The sequence below is a fragment of the Providencia sp. PROV040 genome, assembly GCF_032706145.1.
Lineage (GTDB): Bacteria > Pseudomonadota > Gammaproteobacteria > Enterobacterales > Enterobacteriaceae > Providencia > Providencia hangzhouensis.
This window is the reverse complement of the sequence record NZ_CP120530.1, coordinates 2,145,209-2,168,841: the sequence shown is the minus strand read 5'-3', so window position 1 is coordinate 2,168,841 and position 23,633 is coordinate 2,145,209. Positions and strand designations below refer to the sequence as shown.

The following is a 23,633-nucleotide window of genomic DNA, read 5'->3' as shown; positions in this document are numbered from 1 at the left end:
TGCACTATCCGAACTATTTATTACCTATATATGTATTATAAACTAAGGCGGCTATAGATAATGGAACTATTCGTTTTCAAAGTCGTTATCACGCCACTTTTATTACTAACAGCAAGCCTTGCTGCTCGCCGATGGGGTGAATCCATTGGCGGCCTTATTGTCGGCTTACCGTTGACCTCTGGCCCTATCTCTTTTTTCCTTGCTCTCGAATATGGCACAGAATTTGCCACGCAAGCAACTTTAGGCTCATTATCAGCAACGGCTGCGCAGGCTTGTTTTGCGGTCGTGTTTTATTTTTTAGTTGCATATGGCTGTTGCAAAGCTCTCATTATAGCGACACTCACATTTAGTGTGACCGCTTATATTTTACAAGTCAGTCAGCTTTCTCAATCAATGTTATTCATCATTGATATCCTAATTATGATGATAGCAATGATTTTTATACCTAATGTACCCGTGAATTTTAAAAAACTATCTCCTCCCAGATGGGATTTGCCAGCGAGAATGTTATTAATTGCCGTGCTGGTGGTGGGGGTGACTTTAATTGCGCCATTTATTGGTGCAGGAGCAAGTGGTGTTTTAGCCTCATATCCTTTTATGGCGTCAATATTAGCTGTATTTTCATATATTATGATAAACGCGCAAGCAGCTCAGCGAGTTATGAGAGGACTCGTCGCGGGGCTATTCAGCTTTGCGGTTTTCTTCTATAGTTTAAGCCTCGTGTTACCTAAATTTAATTTATTCGCTGCCTATACCATAGCAATTATCTGCGCGTTAATTGTTCAATTCATCTCTTTACGTTATATTCAACGTGTTCCTAAAAAGAATTAATGCATTGATTATTAAGAATTCTAAATTTTATTTGCAGACAAAAATATAACTAGGTCATATTCATTTTTTATCAACTATATTTCTTCACATATTTACACAATCAACACCTCATATCTGCGCCTTAGTGAAAATAAACTATTTTTCCGGTTCGTTTGATTTATATTTACTTAATCTCTTGTCGTTATTCAGAACTCTTTTTACCATAGCGTTACTAGTGCTACTATTTGAATCAGTTGTAGCTATCTCTTTTCAATGTGAGGGTTTCCCATGCGTATTCTTATTGTCGAAGACAATGCGTTACTTCGCCACCATTTAACCGTACAGCTTAAAGATCTGGGTCATCAGGTTGACTCCGCTGAAGACGCAAAAGAAGCTGACTATTTTTTACACGAAAGTTGTCCAGATATCGCGGTAGTCGATTTGGGCTTACCTGATGAAGACGGGCTTTCCATGATAAAACGCTGGCGTGGTGAGCACGTCAATATTCCACTTTTAGTATTGACGGCTCGGGAGAGTTGGCAAGAAAAAGTACAAGCGCTAAACAGTGGTGCAGATGACTACGTGACGAAACCTTTCCAGCTAGAAGAGCTGGTCGCCCGTATGCAAGCTTTAATGCGCAGAAATAGCGGTCTCGCTTCACAAGTTCTCGAATTAGGTAATTTCGTTATTGACCTCTCACGTAAAGAATTTACAGTTAATGGTGAAACCGTCAAATTAACGGCTTTTGAATACACCATTATTGAAACACTGCTCCGCAATAATGGAAAAGTGGTTAGCAAAGACTCGTTAATGCGCCAGCTTTATCCAGATGCCGAACTTAGAGAAAGTCATACTATCGATGTTTTAATGGGCCGATTACGCAAAAAAATTCAACAATTCCATAGTGATGATGTAATTGTTACTGTACGCGGTCAAGGCTATCGTTTTGATGTGAATGGCTAATATGTGGCTAAGTAAATTTAAGTTCAAACCCCTTTCGCTACGAGCACGTTTTCTTTGTGCAACATCAGCGGTAATCTTAGCGCTCACTTTATCCTATGGTATTGTTGCGATTTTGGGGTATTTAATTAGTTTTGATAAAACGACTTACACCTTATTACGTAGCCAAAGTAACTTAATTTATAGCCTAGCCCAATGGCAAAATAATAAAATTGACATCCGAGTCCCACCAAATTTTACTTTGAATAACCCAACTTTGGTTATTATTTATGATGAACAAGGGCTTGTGCTATGGCGCCAACGTGATGTGCCTAGCGTTGAACGGCTGATCCGTAATGATTGGCTAAAAAAAGAGGGCTTATATGAAATTGATACGGATATTCGTGAAACCCGCCAACTCCTAGACGATAACCCCGAATTCAATACAAAGTTAGATGACATGGATAACGATGACGAACCGCTGACTCATTCCGTGTCCGTCAACCAATATGCAGCAAGTGAAAACCTGCCCCCACTCACCATAGTCGTTGTAGATACTCTACCACAAGACTTACAAAATACCGGGTTAGTTTGGGAGTGGTTTGGTTATGTTTTGCTGGCTAATTTAATCTTAGTCATCCCGTTATTATGGCTAGCTGCTTATTGGAGTCTACGGCCAATTAAATCATTAGTATCACAACTCAGTAGCCTAGAAAAAGGTGAACGGGATACTCTGGATGAGAACCCACCGTATGAGCTTCGCGGCCTAGTACGCAACCTTAATATTTTGTTAACGAATGAACGAAAACGCTACAGTAAATATCGCACCACACTTTCTGATTTAACACACAGTTTAAAGACACCTTTAGCTGTTTTACAGTCAACATTGCGGCTACTTCGTTCAGGCAAACAAATGAACATTGAACAAGCAGAGCCTATCATGCTTGAACAAATTGGCCGTATTTCTCAACAGGTGGGTTATTATTTACACCGCGCATCAACGCAAGGTGATGAAAACATGATGCTACGTGAAATTTCATCTGTCCCATCAATACTAGATAGCCTTGCAAGTGCCCTACATAAAGTTTATCAGCACAAAGGTGTTTCTATAACGGTTAATGTTTCTCCTGAAACAACATGGCTGGGTCAACCCAATGACTTTATGGAAGTGATGGGTAATATCATGGAAAATGCGTGTAAGTATTGCCTTGAATTTGTTGAAGTTAGTGCTGTTGTAGGTGCTGATAGCTTAACATTAGTTGTCGATGATGACGGCCCAGGGGTGCCTGAAAGCAAACGTAGTTTGATCTTCGTTAGAGGGCAACGCGCAGACACCCTTCGCCCAGGTCAAGGTTTAGGCTTATCTATTGCAGTGGATATTATCGACCAATATGACGGGGAAATCATAATTAGTGACAGCCCTCTTGGCGGAGCGCGTTTATCCGTCACATTTAGGCAGCAATCTATGATTGAAGATAGTTAATCTGTGATATGTGTCCGTTTACCCCCTATTTTACAAACCATTTCCGGTATACTATTTGTGAAGTGTTTTATGAAAAGTAATTTAGGGTAACTGATTGGTTTACTCTCAAGATAAACCTTTACTATATGTTTCTCATAAAGTTTATTTAACATCATACCATTACACATATAGGTCATTTTGTAGTATTGAGACCGGGTATATTGCAATAAACTGATTAGCTATATTTAGCAGCTCCAAGGGACAATAAGATGGATTACAAACTAAATCTCGACTGGCAAAGTTTCCTCGACAGTCACTGGCAGAAGCGCCCACTGCTTATCAAAAAAGGGTTTGCAAATTTTATTGACCCTATCTCGCCTGACGAACTTGCAGGTTTGGCGATGGAAGATGAGGTTGATAGCCGTTTAGTTAGCCATAAAGAAGGGATTTGGCAAGTTGGCCATGGCCCATTTGAAAGCTATGACCATCTCGGTGAAGAAAATTGGTCTATTTTAGTTCAGGCTGTTGACCATTGGCATCACCCAAGCTCTGCGTTGATGAAACCATTCCGTGTACTTTCAGACTGGCGAATGGACGATTTAATGATCTCCTACTCGGTCCCCGGCGGTGGTGTAGGTCCTCACCTCGACCAATACGATGTATTTATTATTCAAGGTGAAGGCCGCCGTCGTTGGCGCGTGGGCGAAAAAATCCCAATGAAACAACATTGCCCGCACCCTGACTTACTGCAAGTACAACCTTTCGATGCCATCATCGACGAAGAAATGGAACCCGGCGATATTTTGTACATTCCACCTGGGTTCCCACATGAAGGCTACGCCATTGAACCTTCATTAAATTACTCGGTTGGCTTTCGTGCACCAAATACTCGTGAATTAATCAGTAGCTTTGCCGATCACTTAATTTCTAACGATTTAGGCAGCTACCGCTATAGTGACCCTGATTTATCATTCCGTGATAACCCCGCGGAGATCTTGCAAGGTGAACAAATTAAGCTGCGTGAGATGATGGAATCACTCATTAATGACCCTGAGCTCTTTCGCAAATGGTTAGGTGAGTTTATCTCCCAATCACGCCACGAGTTAGACATTGCGCCACCTGAACCGCCTTATGAGCAAGAAGAAATCTATGATTTGCTAAAAACTCAGCAAGAAACCTTATACAAATTAAATGGTCTCAGAGCATTACGCGTTGGCGACCAATTTTTTGTTAATGGTGAATGCTTGGAAACTGAGTGTTATGAGGCCGCTGATAGTTTATGCCGCTATGATGCCGTTAATAGCGAAAATTTAGCTGATGCCATTGATGATGTTAATTTCATCGCACTGCTTACTGCGCTCGTTAATAATGGTTATTGGTATTTTGATGATTAATCGGTACTGATAATATTAAATTTATATTTGTGAAAAAGGCCCATTCATTATGGGTCTTTTATTAAAAATAATATTATTAGTATGATATGGCAGCACCCTCCTGACCATCAATTGAAAACCGCTGACTACAATTAACACATCATTATTAATAACTAAATTATTTATTTTAATATATATTATATCCCGCTAGCACCTACTCGCAATATGTCCCCTTCTTGCCCGTAAGCACGCAAAGATAAAGCACATTATTTGATTCAATTTTAAACTGTTTTGACTTCACCGTCGCCAGTCACGCACAGCGTTAATTGTCCCTTTTAAAGATGATAACAACATGAACATAGAAACTCTTTTGGCTTTATCATTGTTTTCCTTTGTGACATCCATAACTCCAGGCCCAAATAATATTATGTTACTTGCTTCAGGTATTAATTTTGGATTTAGAAAAACATTACCTCATTCATTTGGAGTATCAATTGGCTTTCTTATTATGTTAGTGGCAGTAGGGCTAGGGGTGGGCGCATTGATTCAATCATCCCCTATGGTTTATTCGATATTAAAATATTTTGGAATTATTTATTTGTTCTGGCTTGCATGGAAAACCACTATTAGCCATTCAATTGCACAGACAAATAACCAAGAAATTAAACCACTAACTTTCTTAGAAGCGGCGTTATTTCAATGGATAAATCCTAAAGCCTGGATGATGGCAGTCTCTGGAATGGCGATGTATACCAATACAATTTCACCTTATTTATCAATGTTGCAAGTCGCTGTCATATTTGCAGCCATCAATTGGCCATGTGTTGCTATCTGGGCTATGTTTGGTAGTAAATTAAGAGAAAGGCTAAAACAACCTAAGACATTAAAGCGGTTTAATTTAGTCATGGGAGTTTTACTGGCACTTAGTGGTATTTCTGTATTATTTCAATAACAACAGTAAGAGTGCTGACAAACATATTATGTTTAGCGGCAAGTCGAATAGGTTTTGAAAATAAATTAGGAAAATCAATTTATTGATTTTCGGCTGATAACACAAAGTGGGAAAAACCACGCTTTTATCCCACTTTGTCAACAACCTCTCTTACTTCTCATAAAATATCACGATTGCCGTGCGTGAATGGCCGTTAGCTCCGCAATACGCATAATCACACTAACAGCCTGCTCCATACCTTCTTGTGTTATAAACTCATGTTTACTATGGAAATTATAACCACCTGTGAAAATATTTGGACATGGTAAACCGCGATGTGAAAGCTGTGCACCGTCGGTACCACCACGGACAGGTTGAATAACTGGTTCAATGCCACAATCAAGCATTGCTTGTTTCGCTAATTCAATAACATGTGGGTACTTCATGACCTCTTTATGCATGTTATAATAGGTATCATCAAGTGTCAGTTCGATATAACAGCTTGGGTGCAGCCCTTCGCCAACTTTTTCAGCAATTCGAATTATATTTTTCTTCCTAGCTTCAAAGCCTGCTAAGTCAAAATCACGAATAATATAATTCAACTCGGCCTTTTCAACTGTACCTTTTAACGATGTTAAATGATAAAACCCTTCATACCCTTCTGTATTTTCAGGTGTTTCATCAGGTGGTAACATCGAATGAATACGGTTCGCTAGTCCTAATGCATTCACCATTACGCCTTTAGCTGTACCGGGATGAGTGTTATTGCCAACAATTTTAATGGAAACATTAGCCGCATTAAAATTTTCATACTCTAATTCACCAACTCCACCACCATCGACGGTATAGGCCCACAATGCATCAAATTGTTTAAAATCGATATGGCGAGCCCCGCGTCCTATCTCTTCATCAGGGGTAAATGCAAGACAGATTTTACCATGAGGAATATTTTTTTCCTTTAAACGTACGAGGGCTGTGATTATTTCTGCAATACCCGCTTTATCATCGGCACCCAATAAAGTTTTACCATCTGTCATGATCAGCGTTTTACCAATCATTTCATGGAGTACCGGAAACATCACAGGGGATAGCACTTCATCACCAATACCTAACGCAATATCCCCTCCTCGATAATTTTCGAGGACTTGTGGACTCACATTTTTACCTGAAAAATCAGGCGCTGTGTCTAAATGTGAAATAAAACCAATAGTAGGAACATCCCAATCAACGTTTGACGGTAAATAAGCCATCACGCAACCTTGATCGCTTAGCGTTATTTTTTCAAAACCTAACTCATTCAGTTCATTAACTAATGCACGAGCGAACTTTAACTGTCCTGCACTGCTGGGTACTGTTTTTGCGTTTAGCTTTGATTGTGTATCGAAAGCGGTATATTCAAAAAACCGCTCTAAGAGTTTGTCCATACCCTTCCCCCTAAAATATCAATGCCTATATTATGGGAAAGATCACAGATTCAATTATTGTCTCAAATCAGCTTTCCTGTTAATGCTCACTATTTTTTATGATAAATCTTTAAAGAAATTTATTTTTTAGCCTATCTTTTACAGGTTGGCTATTACTGCAGCAATCAATACCTATAATAAATAAGGGTAATAATCAAATTGTATTAATTATTCGATTATTATTTATTTGTTACCTAAAAACACACCTTTTGGTTAAATATCATTCATCCACTACACTAATCATCAATCATTAAATTGAAATAGTATGCTATATATGAAGCCTTATTATTTTATTTACTAGCTAATAATAAACAAAACAAAATTTTACTCGTTTATAGGAAAATTCATGTCAAAAACATGTTTAATTTATGGTGTTAGCAAAGGATTAGGTAAGGCATTAGTCGAAGGATTCCCTGAAAATACAGACCATATTTACGGTGTTTCTCGCTCAAAACCTCCTTTTGAGCAAACTAATTTTACGTGGATCCCTGCTGATTTAAATGACATTAATAGCGCGAATTCCATTAAGTCTGTTATTCAGAGTCAACCTATTCATACCTTAATTTATAATGTGGGTATATGGGAGAAACTCGCTTTTAGTGAAGAGTACCAATTTGAATCGACTGATGACATAGAGCTGCTGAATATGGTTCAGACTAATATCAGCGCCTGTTTATTGAACTTAAAAGCACTGTTACCCAATTTGCGTTTAGCGAAAAATAGCAAGATTATATTGATTGGTTCCACATGGGGTTTAGATAATCATAATGGCAAGGAAGTCACCTTTTCTGCTACCAAATATGCCATCAGGGGAATAGCTCAATCGTTAAGAGAAACATTACGGGAAGATAAAATAGCAATATCGGTTATAAATTTAGGTTATTTAGCGACTGAGTATCCACTCACTACCCCCGTTGACGAAGTCATTGAAAAAAGTCATGGGCAATTGATCCCATTACAAGACGTTGTCAATGCCGTACGCTTCATCGCCAATACGAGCAATGCAACCTGCGTCAAAGAGATTACGATGCCAGCCATGATGGATACAAACGTCTAACCTATAAGAGGAAACAATACGTTTCCCCTTATAATGTTATGTATTGAAAGCTTATTGCGCGGTATTTTTAACCTGTAACTCAGTAATAAGCTTATTGATATATTCAACAACGACTTTGCTGGCTAAACCATAGTGTTTTTCATCGAACTCACTTTCCACTTGGCTAGGCTCTAAATTCAGTTCGACCGTATGTGCCCCATGTAATTTAGCTTCATGAACAAAGCCTGCAGCAGGGTACACATGGCCAGAGGTTCCAATAGAGATAAAAATGGTCGCAGATTCAAGGGATTGATAAATATAATCCATTCCAATTGGCATTTCACCAAACCAAACAATATGGGGCCTCAGCGGCTGAGGGAATTGGCAACAATGACAGCGGTCATCGACCGATAAATCCCCTTTCCACTCCAATACTTGATTTGACCAATTACAGCGAACTTTTAATAGTTCACCATGCATATGGATAACCCGCTGGCTTCCCGCTCTTTCATGTAAATTGTCTATATTTTGTGTAATTAACAAAAAACGGTCACCAAAAATCTCTTCAAGCTGTGCAAGTGCATAGTGAGCAGCATTAGGTTTAATATTTTCTTGCTGTAACTGCCGACGTCGCTCATTATAAAAACGTTGTACTAATTTAGGGTTACGTTCGAAACCTTCAGGAGTTGCCACATCTTCAACGCGATGCTCTTCCCATAAACCATCCGCAGAACGGAATGTTTGGATACCAGATTCGGCTGAAATACCTGCTCCTGTTAAAACGACAATATTGACATTTTTCATATTACCCAATCTATTATCTATATAAAAAGACCGGTTACGAAGTCGCTGGCGGCGTATACATTTATTCTTACGAGCTTTTTTCAACCTATAACGAAATCGCAACATCAAAGCTTCCTTTCATCCATATAACCAATAAACTTATATCATGTTAAATATTAATTGTTTTTATCATGTCATTACGACACAAACTTATAAACGCTGATTGTTTGAAATTTTTAAAATAATCAAGCTCCAAGTATATACTTTATTGGCATACTAACTATTTCCTTACCAGCACTGATGACATTATCTAAATGTTAACATACTAAAACGCATCATCTTGCTGAATGCAAATAAAAATATCAAAGGCATCGATTTTGTCACTTTTTATTCATAAAAATGACACTAATATTTCATAAATTCGCCATAAAACGTTCGTAACTGTAAAACAATAAAAAAACCTTTCTCGTTCACTCTCCGTGCAGTTAAAATACGCCTCGCAGATTTTACTGTGTTGCTAATTCACCACTAAAAGGGGTTTCATGGAAAAGTTTTTTGAAAGAGCGATGTATGCTTCACGTTGGATTTTAGCGCCTATTTATTTTGGGCTTTCACTGACACTATTGGCTTTAACCATTAAGTTCTTTCAAGAGCTATACCATATTTTGCCAAATATCCTTTCAATTCCTGAAGCTGACTTAATTTTAACGCTATTATCATTGATTGATATGGCATTAGTCGGTGGGTTATTGGTGATGGTGATGTTTTCTGGTTATGAGAACTTTGTCTCCCAAATGGATATCCCTGACAGCAGTGAAAAACTAGGCTGGCTAGGTAAAATGGATGCTTCATCATTAAAAAATAAAGTCGCGGCTTCCATTGTTGCTATTTCCTCCATTCACCTATTAAAAATCTTCATGGACTTGAAAAGTGTCTCAAATGACAAGTTGATGTGGTACGTCGTTATCCATTTAACCTTTGTATTATCTGCATTCGTTATGGGCTATCTAGATAAAATGACAAAAAAATAACCAGTAGAATTTATGCTAAAAGTGCCTAATTTAAATACCTAGGCACTTACTTATTCGCTAACCTCATCTTTATCTCCCTCGTCTATTTTCGCTTTGTGTTACCATCATTATCCTGAAGGTTAGTACCAAGGAACTTTACATGAGCCAACATTTTGTCGGTAAATATGAAGCTGAAATTAAATTTCATTTACCGGACCCCGACACTTTTCTGCATAAAATAAAGGCCGACTTAGCTGAACCCTTTACGGAAAATAATACAGAAACAGATTGTTTCTATGAAAACCCGCATCTACCACTAGCTGACAATAGCGTCAGTATGTGTGTACGTGAAATGGTGCCATCAGGCATAAAATTATGGATAGTTAAAGGGCCTGGAGCTTCTGAATGCAAAGCCATTAATATTGATGACTGCCGCCATGTACAAAACATGTTAACGACACTGGGATATCATTGCTACTTAACCACAACTAAAATAAGAAGCATTTATTTCCTGAATGACATCCACATTACAATTGACCACCTTAGTGGGATCGGCTGGTTTGCTGAATTTGCCATTATGACAGATGAGCAGGATTTACTTGAAGCTCTATATCAAAAATTGATGGCGACCGCCAAGCAATATGGATTTACAGAAGAAATGGTGGAAACTCGTAGTTATAAGCAGATGTTTTTAGCTGCGCAGTAATCATAGGAAGAGCCAATAAGTTTTTAGAATCGTCTCCTAAAAACCATTGGCTCTCTAACCCTATAACCCTACTAATAGCTATTGCCCGCTAAGAATACGTGCAGGGTCTAATTTGCTTGCCCTACGAGCAGGATACCAACTAGCTAGTAAGCTCAATACAATGGTTGTAATTAAAACATAAACCACATCCATGACATGCAATTCAGAAGGTAAAAAGTCAATAAAATAAACATCACCCGATAAAATTGGATGGCCAACAATAGCCTCTACCACCTTAATCATGGGTGTTAGATTTAATGATATGACGACTCCAAGCACAACGCCAATCAATGAGCCAACAAGGCCGCCCAACAAACCATACCATAAGAAAATAGCACGAATTTGCCTATCTTTTGCCCCTAAGGTACGCAATACAGCAATATCACTACTTTTATCTTTAACCGCCATAACAAGAGTAGAAACAATATTAAAACACGCAACGCCAATAACCAATATCATAGCTAAGTACATGATACTTCTAACCATTTGAATATCATTATACATATAGCCATAATCGCCTATCCAACTTTTTACGACGACATGATGCATTGTTTTCAAGCCTGCATCATAAACGACTTGATCGGCAATAAATGGGTCTGTTGCTTTGATTTCAAACCCTGTCACACCATCCCCATAGTCGAGATATTCCTGTGCATCTGCGAGAGGAACGAGTGCTAACTGGTGATCGAGCAAACCACTAAGTTTAAAAATACCCGTCACCTGTACACGAATACGCTTAGGCTGCTGAATTTTCAAGCTAGCATCGGTATTTGGGATCATGATTGTTACCCAGTCCCCAACCTTCACATTCAATGCATCCGCCACACCTTGGCCTAAAATAATTGATTGTTTGCCTGCATCAAAATGTTGCCAAGCATCATTGAGAATGAACTGAGGTAACGCACTGACTTGTGGCTGAGTTTCTCGTGAAACCCCCATGACTTGAATTGCTTTTAAATTTGCACCACGTTCAAGTAACCCCGTAAAATTGATGTAAGGGCTAACACCTTCTACACCGGGCGTTTTACGGATAACTTGCTCAGCAAACTCCAAATCTTTATACGGTGGCTTAACAGCAAAAATTTGCCCATGGGGAACAACAGATAACACACGGTTATTTAATTCGCGTTCAAAGCCATTCATTGCGCTTAAACCGATAATTAGCACCGCGACCCCAAGAACAATCCCCAACGTTGAAACTATCGAGACTAATGAAACCATCCCTGTTCGGCGTCGACCACGGCTGAAACGCAGCGCCGTGACTAGTGAAAGAGGCAATTTAGACATTACCGAGCCCCCAAGGTAATTTCCTGTTGCAAATGCCCATCTCGCATTTCCAATTGGCGGGATAACCGCCGAGCCAGAGTCATATCATGGGTGACGACTAAAAATGCGGTCCGCTGTATTCGGTTTAATTCACCCAACAACTCAAAAATGGCATCTGCATTACGTAAATCAAGGTTACCTGTCGGCTCATCTGCCAAAACCAGTGCTGGCTCATTCACTAACGCCCTTGCAATAGCAACACGCTGGCGTTCTCCCCCTGATAATTCAGAAGGCCGATGCCCTGCTCGGTGTGCTAACCCAACTGCCTCTAACATTTCAGTTGCTTTAGAAAACGCAGTTTCTTTCGCAATCCCCCCAATTAATAAAGGCATTGCCACATTTTCAAGGGCAGTAAAATCCGGTAAAAGGTGATGAAATTGATAAATAAAACCGAGATCTTTATTACGAATAGCAGCACGCTCATCTGAGGTTAATTGATTTATATGCTGTCCACGAAAGATAACATTCCCTTCTGAAGGGGTATCTAGGCCACCCAATAAATGCAATAAGGTACTTTTACCTGAACCAGAACTTCCCACGATGGCCATCATTTCCCCACGCCCCATGGAAAAACTGACATTTTTCAACACTTGCGTCGACAATGTCCCTTCTTGATATGTTTTGCTTAATTTTTCACAGACCAGAAGTGGTTGTTTATTCATAACGTAAAGCCTCAGCAGGTTGAACCGCTGCTGCACGCCAAGAAGGATAAAGCGTTGCCAGCAGAGAAATCAGCATTGCACTTAGTGCAATAATTAAAATACCAGAGTAATCAAGCACAATAGGTAAAGAGACGCCTTTGGGTAATAAACCGATCAGCGGCATAATGACATTCAGTTGACTAGAAAGTATCGTGCCTAATATCGTGCCAATGAGTGAGCCAATCACCCCCGCTCCAGCGCCTTGGATCATAAATATCATTAAAATACGCCAACGTTTGAGACCTAGGGTTTTTAAAATAGCCACTTCACCTTGCTTTTCCATCACTAACAGTGATAGCGAGGTAATAATATTAAATGCCGCCACTGCGATAATTAAGCTAAGCAATAAGCCCATCATATTTTTTTCCATGCGAACGGCTTGGAAAAACTCCCCTTTACGCTCCCGCCAGTCTTTCCATACTAAGCCATCTGGTAACGCTTGCTGACTTAGAACGTCAACTTGTAAAGGCTCATCTAAATATAAGCGCCACCCAGTAATGTGGCCTGCGGGATAACGAAGCATACGTGCGGCATCTTGTTGTGCCACGACCAGTTCACTCGTATCCGCTTCCCCATTTGTTTGGAAAATACCCGCCACAGTAAATAGGCGCTGACTTGGAATGCGCCCCATCGGTGTTAACTGACTCACGCCTGGAATAATTAAGCGAACCTCATCACCACGTTTTACCCCGAGTGTTTCTGCAAGTTTATTCCCGAGAAAAACATTATAACTGCCTTCTTTGAGGTCATTGCGTTGCCCGACAACCAGTTTATCCAATAACAGCGAAGATTCTTCGGGGTCGATTCCCCCCATAACGCCCACGCCAACATTGGTTCGGCTTTGTAATACCACATCAGATTGCACAATAGGTGCGATCTGGCTGACACCCTTTAAATGTTGTAGATCGGATATTGGATATTTTGCTGGGTCTATATTTCCAGAGGCAGAGGTTAAAATTGCCTGCGGCATATAAGCAAGTATGCTATCTTGTAACGATCGCTCGAACCCATTCATCACTGAGGTGACGGTTATCAATGCCGCAACCCCTAGTGTGATACCAATAGCAGATAAACTGGATACGAAACGCCCAAATTTATCCGCAGCACGCCCACGTAAATAGCGTAGGCCTATAAATAATGAGACAGATTGGTGCATGAAATCTATGATGCCCCTGTTGCCAAAGCGAAGTGTTCAGCGATAATAAAGGGTACGATTGATGAATGGAACCACCCGATGGTTTTTTTTCTGCTTTAAGTGCCTTTTTGTCTGACTTTCAGACGAATTACGAGTTAAAACTGATTGTTTTGTTATAAATTTTGTAGTTTAACTATTTGTTGATTAACTTAACTATTTTTCGTACAAAAATTGGCTATGTTTGGGCTAACTCTTGTTTAACTGCTTACTAATCGCTGTGAGATACCGAAGATTTCTATGTTGTCAAAATTTCGTTATGAACTCCCTAGTCGTAGTGGCGATGTTCGCCATTTAGGTTGCCTCATCGGGGCGGCTGGTGCACTTGAATGTGGAGAAATAATACAACGTCACCAAGGGCCTGTGATCATCGTGACACGTGATATGCAAAATGCATTACGTTTAAGAGATGAAATTCAACAGTTTACACAACACCCTATAGAGACTCTTTCTGACTGGGAAACATTGCCATATGACAATTTCTCCCCCCATCAGGAAATTATTTCTCATCGTTTATCGACACTGTACCGTTTGCCCAGTTTGCAAAAAGGCGCATTAATTCTTCCCGTCAATACATTGATGCAAAAAGTCTGTCCTGCTGACTTTTTAACCAGTCATGCCTTAGTGATGGCAAAAGGTGACAAACTTTCCCGTGATAACTTACGTAATGAGCTCGATAACGCTGGCTACCGCCATGTAGAGCAAGTCTTAGAGCATGGTGAATATGCCACACGGGGCGCTTTACTCGATTTATTTCCCATGGGTAGCTCGTTGCCGTTTCGTATTGATTTCTTCGATGATGAAATTGATAGCTTACGAACGTTTGACGTTGACTCACAAAGAACACTCGAAGAAGTAGAGCAAATCAATTTACTCCCAGCTCATGAATTCCCGACCGATAAAGACGCTATTGAACGTTTCCGCAGCCAATGGCGCGAGCGCTTTGAAGTTCGCCGTGATCCAGAGCATATTTACCAGCAAGTCAGTAAAAATACCTTACCGACGGGTATCGAGTATTGGCAGCCTTTATTCTTTGCTCAGCCACTGCCATCTTTATTTGAATATTTACCGCCATCAAGTTTAATTGTTTCTCAGAGCTTACAAGAAGCGGCTGAACGCTTTCAGGTTGATACTCAGCAGCGGTATGAAAGCCGTGGTGTTGACCCAATGCGCCCATTACTCCCCCCTTCTGAGCTATGGTTAACTGTTGAACAACTTAATCAATCGTTAAAAAAATGGCCGCGTATTCAGTTATCCCTCGAATCTTTACCCAAAAAAGCGGCAAATACTAATTTAGATTACCTGCCATTACCGGATATCAGCACACAAGGGCAAAGCAAAACGCCGCTTGAAAAATTGCGTCAGTTTACTGAACAATTTGATGGAACCATCGTCTTTTCTGTGGAAAGTGAAGGCCGACGTGAAACCGTTACCGAGCTATTAGCCCGTTTAAAAATTCGCCCTGAAATTATTCAAAGCTATACTAGCCCTACTGACAGCAGATTTGCCATCACAATTGGTGCCGCTGAACACGGCTTTATTCAATCCGATATCCATAGGGCATTAATTTGCGAAAGTGACCTGCTTGGGGAGCGTGTTGTTCGTCGCCGGGCAGATAACCGCCGCACCATTAATACTGACACCCTCATTCGCAACTTAGCTGAATTACGCCCTGGGCAACCTGTGGTACATATTGAGCATGGTGTAGGCCGTTACCAAGGTTTAATTACCTTAGAAGCGGGCGGTATTAAAGCGGAATATTTAATTTTAACCTATGCCGGTGATGATAAACTGTATGTTCCTGTTTCTTCACTCCATTTAATTAGCCGTTATGCAGGTGGCGCTGATGAAAACGCCCCATTGCATAAATTAGGTAGTGATAGCTGGGGTCGTGCACGCCAGAAAGCCGCAGAAAAAGTACGCGATGTTGCTGCTGAACTGCTTGATATTTATGCACAACGAGCCGCTAAGGCTGGCTTTGCATTCAAGCATGATAAACAACAATACCAAGAATTTTGTCAAGGCTTTCCATTCGAAACGACGCCTGACCAAGAAGTCGCCATCAATGCTGTTCTCAGTGATATGTGCCAACCATTAGCAATGGACCGACTCGTGTGTGGTGATGTGGGCTTTGGTAAAACCGAAGTGGCAATGCGAGCCGCATTCCTTGCGATTAATAATAACAAACAAGTTGCCGTTTTAGTCCCCACGACACTACTTGCACAACAGCATTATGATAATTTTAAAGATAGGTTTGCTAACTGGCCTGTCCGCATAGAAATGTTATCACGCTTTAAAACAGCGAAAGAGCAACAACAAATTATTACCCAGACCGCGGAAGGCAAAGTTGATATTCTAATAGGTACCCATAAGTTGCTACAAAGTGACTTAGTATGGAAAGATTTAGGTTTGCTCGTCGTCGATGAAGAGCACCGCTTTGGTGTCCGCCATAAAGAACGAATAAAGGCTATGCGTGCAGACGTTGATATCTTAACGCTGACCGCCACACCTATTCCTCGTACTCTTAACATGGCCATGAGTGGTATGCGTGACTTATCTATTATCGCCACACCACCAGCACGTCGTTTGGCTGTAAAAACCTTTGTGCGCCAATATGATGACTTAGTTGTCCGTGAGGCAATTTTACGGGAAACCTTACGTGGCGGCCAAGTTTATTACCTTTACAATGATGTTGAAAATATTGAAAAGGCAAAGGCCCGCCTTGAAGAGTTAGTCCCTGAAGCACGTTTTGTTGTTGGGCATGGCCAAATGCGTGAGCGCGAGTTAGAGCGCGTAATGACGGATTTCCATCATCAACGTTTTAATGTATTGATATGCACCACAATTATTGAAACCGGTATTGATATACCAACAGCGAATACCATTATCATTGAACGCGCGGATCATTTCGGATTAGCTCAACTCCATCAACTACGTGGACGAGTTGGTCGCTCTCACCATCAAGCATACGCTTACTTACTCACCCCGCATCCCAAAGCTATGAGCACCGATGCACATAAACGCCTTGAAGCCATTTCATCATTGGAAGACTTAGGAGCTGGTTTTGCTTTAGCAACTCACGATTTAGAAATTCGTGGTGCGGGTGAATTACTTGGTGAAGACCAAAGTGGGCAAATGACCACTATTGGTTTTACCCTGTACATGGAGCTATTAGAAAGTGCTGTCGATGCGCTTAAAGAGGGGCGTGAGCCTTCATTAGAAGATTTAACTAGCCAACAAACAGAAGTTGAGTTGCGTATGCCTGTTCTGTTGCCAGACGACTATATTCACGACGTGAATATTCGCTTGTCTTTCTATAAACGAATAGCCAGTGCAAAAAACAGTCAGGAGCTCGACGAATTGCGTACAGAACTGATCGACCGCTTTGGTAGTTTACCTGACGCAGGTAAATTCCTATTAGCGAACGCAGCTATTCGATTACAAGCTCAAGCTCTTGGTATTAAACGTATTGAAGCTCATGAAAAAGGTGGCTTTATTGAGTTTGGTGATAAAAATAAAGTCGACCCAAGTTTCTTAATAAGCTTATTACAAAACCAGCCACAAACTTATCGGTTAGATGGCCCTGTTCGACTAAAATTTTTCCATGATTTAACAGAAAGAGTTTCTCGACTAGAGTTTATTAAACAATTACTCATTGGGTTTGAAGAGCATCAAATTAGCTAAGTTTGATGCTCTTCAATGATAAAAGGCTACTCTTGTAGCCTTTTATCTCTATAATATTTATAGAAAAAATTATTCCATAAAGCCAAATGTATTTTTATTCGGTTGCAGTTCTAAGACTGCTGATGAGTTTTTTGTGATTGGTAATTCATTTTGCTGTAAACAATAAAAGGGTAATAATTCTTTTATATCACTGCGCATGGTTTCACATACTGAATTGGATGAAGTGAGCACCAAACGCCCTTTATCATCTAAAGGAATAAACATTGATGGTTCATAGGATGTTCTGACTTTTCCAACTGTTTTACCAATTTGGTACACAACGTCATATCCAACAATCACTAATTCCATTTTTTGTGTGTTAACACAGGTTTGATTTTGCATATCAAATAGAGATGGAAAGCTTTTCCCTTGTAATGCTTCAATCATAAAAATCATTTTGCATTCGCTTTGCGCAGGGTGAAAACGAGAAAGAGATTGCTGATTAAAAGTGCCTAAAACCCCTGTTACTGTACAATTTTCGTACTCAACAAGGCGATTCGCTTTGATCGGCTCAACCGATAATACCGTAGCCAATTTAGTTTCCGGCTCTTGGCTGAATGAATTCACGAGCAATACAATAAGGAGCATCACTACAGTTGCTAATAACAACTTAAATTTTAGCTTCATCGTGTTAACCCTTATTAAAGTATGCCGTGCCTATTGTAACCACTACTCAAAATAATTCGATAATTACCTACTAATAGTGTTGTTTTTTAGAATTATCTTAAATTATCATGAAAACATATGTTTATTATAACTGTTTTAGAAAAATAAACTTTACCATTAGTGCAACTTCACCTATTGATTACAATCAAAAATATTACTGTTTTAAATCAATAGGATAATAGAAGAGCCTGTTATGGTTGGCTGTTATCGTTATATAAATGGATTTACATCTTAATTATTTAAAACTTAAGATAAGTTAATATTCGGATCATTTATTTTATATTAATTTCTAGGTTTAAGTTTCATTAAAATAAAATATATATTTATATAAGTAATAGTGACAATATAATCGATAATTAACCTATTAAATTTGATCTAAATAGTTTTTCTACGCAATATTTAACATAGATAAGCCTTGACAGATTTAGTTAATATATTTATTAACATTATTATTTATAATGATAAATAATAAAAAATAATGCACCTGTTATACGAATATACAGGTGCATAGTGCTAATAAAACCAAATTAAACAAGTAGCTAGTCGTTGACTAGTGCAATTTTAACTTTGGACGAATAATTCTGTTAATACTGCCAACAAGCATCATTAGCCCCGTTTTAATGTAACCGTGTAATGCGATTTGGTGCATACGGTATAAAGAAATATACACAAAACGAGCGATACGCCCTTCTACCATCATATCCCCACGCATTAAATTCCCCATCAAGCTGCCAACTGTACTAAAGCGAGACAGTGAAACTAATGAGCCATGGTCTTTATAAACATATTCTTTTAAAGGTTTATCTTTCATTAAAGCGACAATATTATCATAACAAAGGCTGGCCATTTGGTGAGCTGATTGAGCCCTTGGTGGCACAAATCCCCCTTCTGGCTTAGCGCAAGAAGCGCAATCGCCAATGGCAAAAATCATATCGTCACGAGACGTTTGTAACGTTGGTTTTACCACCAATTGGTTGATACGATTTGTTTCTAACCCAGCGATATCTTTCATGAAATCAGGTGCTTTAATCCCTGCAGCCCAAACCATGAGATCCGCATGAATTTTACCATCTTCTTTCGTATTCAAACCATCTGCATCAGCACTGGTTACCATAGTTTTCGTCAATACATTCACGCCGAGTTTATTAAGTTCTTGATGTGCGGCACTTGAAATTCTCGGCGGTAAAGCCGGCAGGATACGTTCACCCGCTTCAACTAGTGTGACATTCAATGCATCTGTGTCTAGCCCTTTAAAACCATAACTGGTCAGTTGCTCTACTGCATTATAGAGCTCCGCTGATAACTCAACGCCCGTTGCACCGCCACCAACAATGGCAATATTAACGCTCTCTTCTGCGTTATCACGAACTGAGTAACGTAAAAACAGATTTAGCATTTCGTCGTGAAAACGGTGCGCTTGGTGTGGGTTATCTAAGAAAATGCAGTGTTCTTTAACACCTGGTGTACCAAAATCATTCGACGTACTGCCTAATGCCATCACTAAAATATCGTATTCTAGTTCACGCAAAGGGACCAATAATTCACCATGTTTGTCATAAAGTTCACCGAGAACCACTTTTTTATTTTCACGGTCAATATTCGTGAGCGAACCTAATTGGAAATTAAATGCATTATGGCGAGCATGGGCCAAATAGCTTATCGCATCGACCCCATCATCTAACGAACCTGTCGCCACTTCATGTAATAGTGGTTTCCATAAATGGCTTGGGTTACGGTCAACCAAGGTAATTTGTGCGCGTTTTTTACGGCCTAGCTTACGGCCTAAACGTGTTGCCAGTTCTAATCCACCAGCCCCACCGCCGACAACGATGATTTTGGGTTGAGATAAGGTCATAAATCCCTCGAAACAAAATATATTAATGTTATTTAAGGTTTCTCATAAAAAAACCTTATATAACAATAATTAGCCACAACTCACACTAACCCTATTAGAATATCATGACTGGTCTATTGGTAATACCAAATATTGATTCACATCAATTTAGTTGATTATTATGACTACGATCACATTCGTCAAATCATTTTTTTCCCCAAACGAATCGAGTCAGCTTTTTAGCCGTTATATCAATCAATTGTTTAAATTCAAAAAATCATAATGATAATGAGAATTATTACTTTATCATTTTTTATTTAGTAAACACAATCAATCCCCCCTTCTCATCGTTACCCCATGCCGGAAATTAAGCACAAAAAAACCCTGAGGATGATAAACACCCTCAGAGTTTTTAATGGAATATTAAATTTTATTATTTAATTTTCTTGATACGCACATCCGTTGGAACGGAAACTGGTGAGTTATCTTTAAAGTACTGCATTAACGCTTCGTTATCTGGCAGGCTATAAACACGGTCTTTACCTTGGTTGAAGGCAGAGAAACGGCTACCACCCGTTGCTAAGAATTCATTCGCAGCAACACGATAGCTTTTATTCATGTCTAACGGCTTACCGTTTAATTTCATTGATTTTTGAATAACTTTATCACCCACTGGGCGGCTGTCATCCCACTCGTAGTAAAAACCTTTAGAAACTGGCATAACTTGTGGACGAGCACGATCCCACTGCTGCTCAAGCGCTTGTTTAATTTGTGCACCTGTTAGCGATTGCGTAACAACCACGTTAGAGAATGGCTGGACAGTGAAAATATCACCGTAAGTTAATTCCCCTGCTTTCATATCAGCACGAATACCGCCACTGTTCATAAACGCAATTTGCGCACCACCCGCTTCTTTGCTGGAAGCTGCATATAATTGCCCATCAGCAATAATCTTACCTAGAGTTGAATCTCCTGCAGGCAATAATTTTTTATCCACATTTGCTGTTAAAGAGCCCATCACTTGTTGCGAAATAGGCAAGGCAATTTTTTCGTATTTTTGTACGAACGTGGTTAACTCAGGGTTTTTCTCATAACGGCTCGTTTCAACAGGGATATTCTTTGCATTGATACTAACAATATCTTTCGTATTTCTATCAATCTCAATATTCAATTGAGATAATAAAGTCCCGTTAGACTGGGCTGAAATTACTGTCATCCCATTGATTTCACAATTGTAAGCTTGGTGTGTATGACCGCTGACAACAAAGTCTACATTCGCATCTAATTGTTTAACGATATCAACGATTGGGCCTTTGATATTATCACAACGGTTAATATCTTTAACTTTGGTATCAACTTGTTGTGTTGCGCCTTCATGGATCAGAACACCGATACTGTTAATACCTTGTGCTTTTAATAATTTCACTTGGTTATTAATAGTTTCGACTTCATTTTTGAATTCTAACCCTGCGGTTCCACTTGGTGTCACGATAGCTGGCGTACCTTCTAACGTTAAACCAATAAATGCCATTGGAATGCCATCAAACTCTTTAATAAAGTAAGATGGGAACAGAGTTTCTCCTGTTTCTTTCACAATAACGTTGGCCGCTAAGTAGTTAAAATTAGCACCATCAAAGGAATCTTTACCCACACAACCTGCTGTTGGGTGACAGCCGCCGTTTTGTTTTCTCAGCAGCTCTTCTTTACCTTTATCAAACTCATGGTTACCAACTGCACTGGTTTCCATACCAATCGCACTTAAGGCTTCAATGGTAGGTTCATCATAAAACATCGATGACAGTAATGGGCTTGCCCCGACTAAATCACCCGCGCCAACAACGATAGTTTTATCATTTTGCGCTCTTAATTGATTAACCAGCGTGGCAATTGACTCAATACCACCTAATTTACCATCACCTGGGGCTTGTAAAGCCCCATGGAAATCATTAATACCAATGACTTGTACTTTTACGGTATCTGTATTTTTGGGAGCACAACCCGCTAAAAGTGCACCAGAAATGAGCAGTGTGAGTAATCCAATTTTATGTTTCATTTATTTTACCTTTTTTAATCCTTTTCAACTATCGACTACATTTTGAAACGATAAGTCGTTGTCATTGATCCAGATAACGAGTGTGCACGACGTGAGTGACCATCATATAATTTTGGAGTCGTGTAGTCGTTCTCCTGACGGTGGTGCCAGCCCAGACCGCCACTTAACGAAACAGAAAGGTTTTCAGTTGGTTTCCAATAGCTGAATAGACCAAATTGACCTTGTTTTAATCTTTCACCTTCATATTTAAATTCTGAATAGTTAGTACGCGCACCAACAGAGAGTTCTTTACTAATACGATACTCTGCCGCCATTGCAACCATGGTTTCACCATCGCGTACGTAGTCGATATCTGCATAGGCTGGTGAGTTAAAACGGCCACGAGTGTTACCAATTGGGTTACGCGCAAACTGGCCTACGCCATTCGCTTTTTTCGCTTGGGTATGAGTTAAACCTGTGCTTAACGTCCAAGGTGACTCAGGAATACGCCATTCTGCCGTTCCTGCGTAGTGCCATGCACGTTTGTCAAAATTACGCTTCCCTTTTTGTTTATCGGTTTCAGTACGTTTACCATCACTACCGTATTCATGGTTATAGATTTGTGTACCTAGTGTCACATCTGAAGTCAGTTTATATTTTGCTTCTAAACCTTGCTGACGGAATAAATCATCTGCTTGACCATAGAAATAGTATACTTTCAATGGTTTAGTATTGTAGTTAATACCACCTGTAATGACATGATTAACATTGTGTCGAACACCATTAGCATCAGTGAAATACATCGCATCAATATTTGGGCTATCGCGACGCATGACTTTCTTATCGAGATATAATAAATCCAAACTCCAATCACTGATCGCAGTATTAGTGTAGTAACCGCTATAACTGTTCAATGATAAACGCTGTGAATTCGTGAAAATACCCGTATTTTTCAGCGTAAACCAACCTGCTTTCGCATTAAATTTTACTGGCTCAAGGTCCAGTTTTACTTTTGCATAACGTTGACCAATTTTGTTGTACCCTTTCGCATGGCCATCATCATTATATAAAATTGCACGGGAGGCGAAGTCTTTACTTGCCCCCAGTTTGATACCGCCGTAATAAGAGGCATCAAAGCCAATTACATCAGCAAAATAACCTGATTTGAAATCTGCTTGAAAGTTTTGTCCCCAAGCATTCGCAACTTGTTTTCGATAACGGTTTTCGTTTTTATCAAAACGGTTTTCTGTTTTTAAGTATTTCCACATGTTGCGGGTTGACAGCTCTAGCTCCGAATCCGCAATGAATGAGTTTTCCTTGATAGAATCTTCCCAGTTGCTGGCATTTGCCATTGCTACCGCTAAATAGCAAGGAGAAAGCATTAATAACGCAATATTTTTAACTTTCATTGGAATTAACCTAGTTAATGATTATTTGAATTAATTTTATGCTGTGCCATGTTTCCATGAACAACAAAACACCATTTTTATTTTTAGCTTAATAAAACAATTTAACTTAAAGACAAACAGATACATCCATTTCAAACACATAAGTCATTTTAAATATAAAATTCAATACAGTATTTTCCTGTATTTGTGTTTACTTAT

The 23,633-nt window shown here is 39.5% G+C and carries 18 protein-coding genes; 9 read left to right on the top strand and 9 right to left on the bottom strand.

The features are described from left to right. The first annotated feature begins 60 nt into the window (after positions 1–60). The 5 genes from P3L40_RS09890 (at position 61) to P3L40_RS09870 (ending at position 5,536) form a co-directional block, all read left to right on the top strand. Positions 61–831, top strand: a complete 771-nt coding sequence (locus tag P3L40_RS09890; RefSeq protein ID WP_004253353.1) for a hypothetical protein — start codon at positions 61–63, stop codon at positions 829–831. A 267-nt stretch (positions 832–1,098) separates the two neighbouring features. Then, on the top strand, positions 1,099–1,773 hold the full coding sequence (gene phoP, locus P3L40_RS09885) for a two-component system response regulator PhoP (protein ID WP_004253350.1): 675 nt from the start codon (positions 1,099–1,101) through the stop codon (positions 1,771–1,773). Between the two features lies 1 nt (position 1,774). Then, positions 1,775–3,232, top strand: coding sequence for a two-component system sensor histidine kinase PhoQ (phoQ, locus tag P3L40_RS09880; protein ID WP_172412197.1), 1,458 nt, complete (start codon positions 1,775–1,777; stop codon positions 3,230–3,232). A 248-nt stretch (positions 3,233–3,480) separates the two neighbouring features. Further along, on the top strand, positions 3,481–4,605 hold the full coding sequence (locus tag P3L40_RS09875; protein WP_004253337.1) for a cupin domain-containing protein: 1,125 nt from the start codon (positions 3,481–3,483) through the stop codon (positions 4,603–4,605). A 331-nt stretch (positions 4,606–4,936) separates the two neighbouring features. Next, a complete protein-coding gene (locus P3L40_RS09870; RefSeq protein WP_004253335.1) occupies positions 4,937–5,536 on the top strand; it encodes a LysE family translocator in 600 nt (199 codons plus the stop codon). Positions 5,537–5,703: 167 nt separating this feature from the next. Here the strand turns inward: P3L40_RS09870 and pepT are convergent, their stop codons facing one another. Then, a complete protein-coding gene (gene pepT / locus P3L40_RS09865; protein ID WP_004253330.1) occupies positions 5,704–6,939 on the bottom strand; it encodes a peptidase T in 1,236 nt (411 codons plus the stop codon). 385 nt (positions 6,940–7,324) lie between these two features. Between pepT and P3L40_RS09860 the strand changes: the two genes are divergently transcribed. Continuing rightward, entirely contained in the window at positions 7,325–8,035 is a 711-nt protein-coding gene (locus P3L40_RS09860) for an SDR family oxidoreductase (RefSeq protein ID WP_004253328.1), read from the top strand. A gap of 51 nt (positions 8,036–8,086) precedes the next feature. On the opposite strand, the gene cobB is transcribed toward P3L40_RS09860, so the two are convergent. Further along, positions 8,087–8,920 (bottom strand): Sir2 family NAD+-dependent deacetylase, encoded by an 834-nt coding sequence (gene cobB / locus P3L40_RS09855; protein ID WP_036958103.1) that lies wholly within the window; start codon positions 8,918–8,920, stop codon positions 8,087–8,089. Positions 8,921–9,339: 419 nt separating this feature from the next. Here cobB and P3L40_RS09850 point away from each other — a divergent pair, with 419 nt between their 5' ends. Then, positions 9,340–9,828: a TIGR00645 family protein gene (locus P3L40_RS09850; protein WP_094960443.1), complete on the top strand. Its 489-nt coding sequence runs from the start codon at positions 9,340–9,342 to the stop codon at positions 9,826–9,828. A 139-nt stretch (positions 9,829–9,967) separates the two neighbouring features. Beyond that, positions 9,968–10,513, top strand: a complete 546-nt coding sequence (locus P3L40_RS09845; protein WP_136135181.1) for a class IV adenylate cyclase — start codon at positions 9,968–9,970, stop codon at positions 10,511–10,513. Between the two features lie 78 nt (positions 10,514–10,591). Here P3L40_RS09845 and lolE read toward each other — a convergent pair whose 3' ends face one another. The 3 genes from lolE to lolC are packed head-to-tail and all read right to left on the bottom strand — an operon-like array spanning position 10,592 to position 13,735. Next, positions 10,592–11,839 carry a lipoprotein-releasing ABC transporter permease subunit LolE gene (lolE, locus tag P3L40_RS09840; protein WP_096863869.1) on the bottom strand — a complete coding sequence of 416 codons (1,248 nt, stop codon included), beginning with the start codon at positions 11,837–11,839 and terminating at the stop codon, positions 10,592–10,594. Next, complete coding sequence (lolD, locus tag P3L40_RS09835; RefSeq protein WP_210853245.1) at positions 11,839–12,540, bottom strand: lipoprotein-releasing ABC transporter ATP-binding protein LolD; 702 nt, start codon at positions 12,538–12,540, stop codon at positions 11,839–11,841. Before lolD ends, lolE begins: the two co-directional genes overlap by 1 nt. Further along, a complete protein-coding gene (gene lolC, locus P3L40_RS09830) occupies positions 12,533–13,735 on the bottom strand; it encodes a lipoprotein-releasing ABC transporter permease subunit LolC (RefSeq protein WP_004253308.1) in 1,203 nt (400 codons plus the stop codon). The genes lolD and lolC overlap by 8 nt, the downstream gene beginning before the upstream one ends. A 276-nt stretch (positions 13,736–14,011) precedes the next feature. On the opposite strand from lolC, the gene mfd reads away from it, so the two are divergent. Continuing rightward, entirely contained in the window at positions 14,012–17,455 is a 3,444-nt protein-coding gene (gene mfd, locus P3L40_RS09825; protein WP_136135182.1) for a transcription-repair coupling factor, read from the top strand. A gap of 69 nt (positions 17,456–17,524) precedes the next feature. Here mfd and umoD read toward each other — a convergent pair whose 3' ends face one another. From umoD to P3L40_RS09805, 4 genes are all read right to left on the bottom strand, one after another. Next, complete coding sequence (gene umoD / locus P3L40_RS09820; RefSeq protein ID WP_004253302.1) at positions 17,525–18,121, bottom strand: UmoD family flagellar biogenesis regulator; 597 nt, start codon at positions 18,119–18,121, stop codon at positions 17,525–17,527. 589 nt (positions 18,122–18,710) lie between these two features. Further along, the gene (locus P3L40_RS09815; RefSeq protein WP_004253300.1) at positions 18,711–20,015 is read right to left on the bottom strand and encodes an NAD(P)/FAD-dependent oxidoreductase; all 1,305 of its coding nucleotides are present in this window, start codon (positions 20,013–20,015) and stop codon (positions 18,711–18,713) included. A 412-nt stretch (positions 20,016–20,427) separates the two neighbouring features. Continuing rightward, positions 20,428–22,047: a bifunctional metallophosphatase/5'-nucleotidase gene (locus P3L40_RS09810; protein WP_094960435.1), complete on the bottom strand. Its 1,620-nt coding sequence runs from the start codon at positions 22,045–22,047 to the stop codon at positions 20,428–20,430. A 35-nt stretch (positions 22,048–22,082) separates the two neighbouring features. Then, on the bottom strand, positions 22,083–23,435 hold the full coding sequence (locus P3L40_RS09805; RefSeq protein ID WP_004253295.1) for an OprD family outer membrane porin: 1,353 nt from the start codon (positions 23,433–23,435) through the stop codon (positions 22,083–22,085). Positions 23,436–23,633 lie beyond the last annotated feature (198 nt).

Bases quoted from the DNA above. Each gene is read 5' to 3' on its own strand.
- P3L40_RS09845 (WP_136135181.1), top strand. From the start codon at position 9,968: ATGAGCCAACATTTTGTCGGTAAATATGAAGCTGAAATTAAATTTCAT.
- P3L40_RS09810 (WP_094960435.1), bottom strand. From the start codon at position 22,047: ATGAAACATAAAATTGGATTACTCACACTGCTCATTTCTGGTGCACTT.
- P3L40_RS09815 (WP_004253300.1), bottom strand. From the start codon at position 20,015: ATGACCTTATCTCAACCCAAAATCATCGTTGTCGGCGGTGGGGCTGGT.
- P3L40_RS09870 (WP_004253335.1), top strand. From the start codon at position 4,937: ATGAACATAGAAACTCTTTTGGCTTTATCATTGTTTTCCTTTGTGACA.
- P3L40_RS09890 (WP_004253353.1), top strand. From the start codon at position 61: ATGGAACTATTCGTTTTCAAAGTCGTTATCACGCCACTTTTATTACTA.
- umoD (WP_004253302.1), bottom strand. From the start codon at position 18,121: ATGAAGCTAAAATTTAAGTTGTTATTAGCAACTGTAGTGATGCTCCTT.
- P3L40_RS09805 (WP_004253295.1), bottom strand. From the start codon at position 23,435: ATGAAAGTTAAAAATATTGCGTTATTAATGCTTTCTCCTTGCTATTTA.
- lolC (WP_004253308.1), bottom strand. From the start codon at position 13,735: ATGCACCAATCTGTCTCATTATTTATAGGCCTACGCTATTTACGTGGG.
- phoQ (WP_172412197.1), top strand. From the start codon at position 1,775: ATGTGGCTAAGTAAATTTAAGTTCAAACCCCTTTCGCTACGAGCACGT.
- mfd (WP_136135182.1), top strand. From the start codon at position 14,012: ATGTTGTCAAAATTTCGTTATGAACTCCCTAGTCGTAGTGGCGATGTT.
- lolE (WP_096863869.1), bottom strand. From the start codon at position 11,839: ATGTCTAAATTGCCTCTTTCACTAGTCACGGCGCTGCGTTTCAGCCGT.
- phoP (WP_004253350.1), top strand. From the start codon at position 1,099: ATGCGTATTCTTATTGTCGAAGACAATGCGTTACTTCGCCACCATTTA.
- pepT (WP_004253330.1), bottom strand. From the start codon at position 6,939: ATGGACAAACTCTTAGAGCGGTTTTTTGAATATACCGCTTTCGATACA.
- P3L40_RS09875 (WP_004253337.1), top strand. From the start codon at position 3,481: ATGGATTACAAACTAAATCTCGACTGGCAAAGTTTCCTCGACAGTCAC.
- lolD (WP_210853245.1), bottom strand. From the start codon at position 12,540: ATGAATAAACAACCACTTCTGGTCTGTGAAAAATTAAGCAAAACATAT.
- P3L40_RS09850 (WP_094960443.1), top strand. From the start codon at position 9,340: ATGGAAAAGTTTTTTGAAAGAGCGATGTATGCTTCACGTTGGATTTTA.
- P3L40_RS09860 (WP_004253328.1), top strand. From the start codon at position 7,325: ATGTCAAAAACATGTTTAATTTATGGTGTTAGCAAAGGATTAGGTAAG.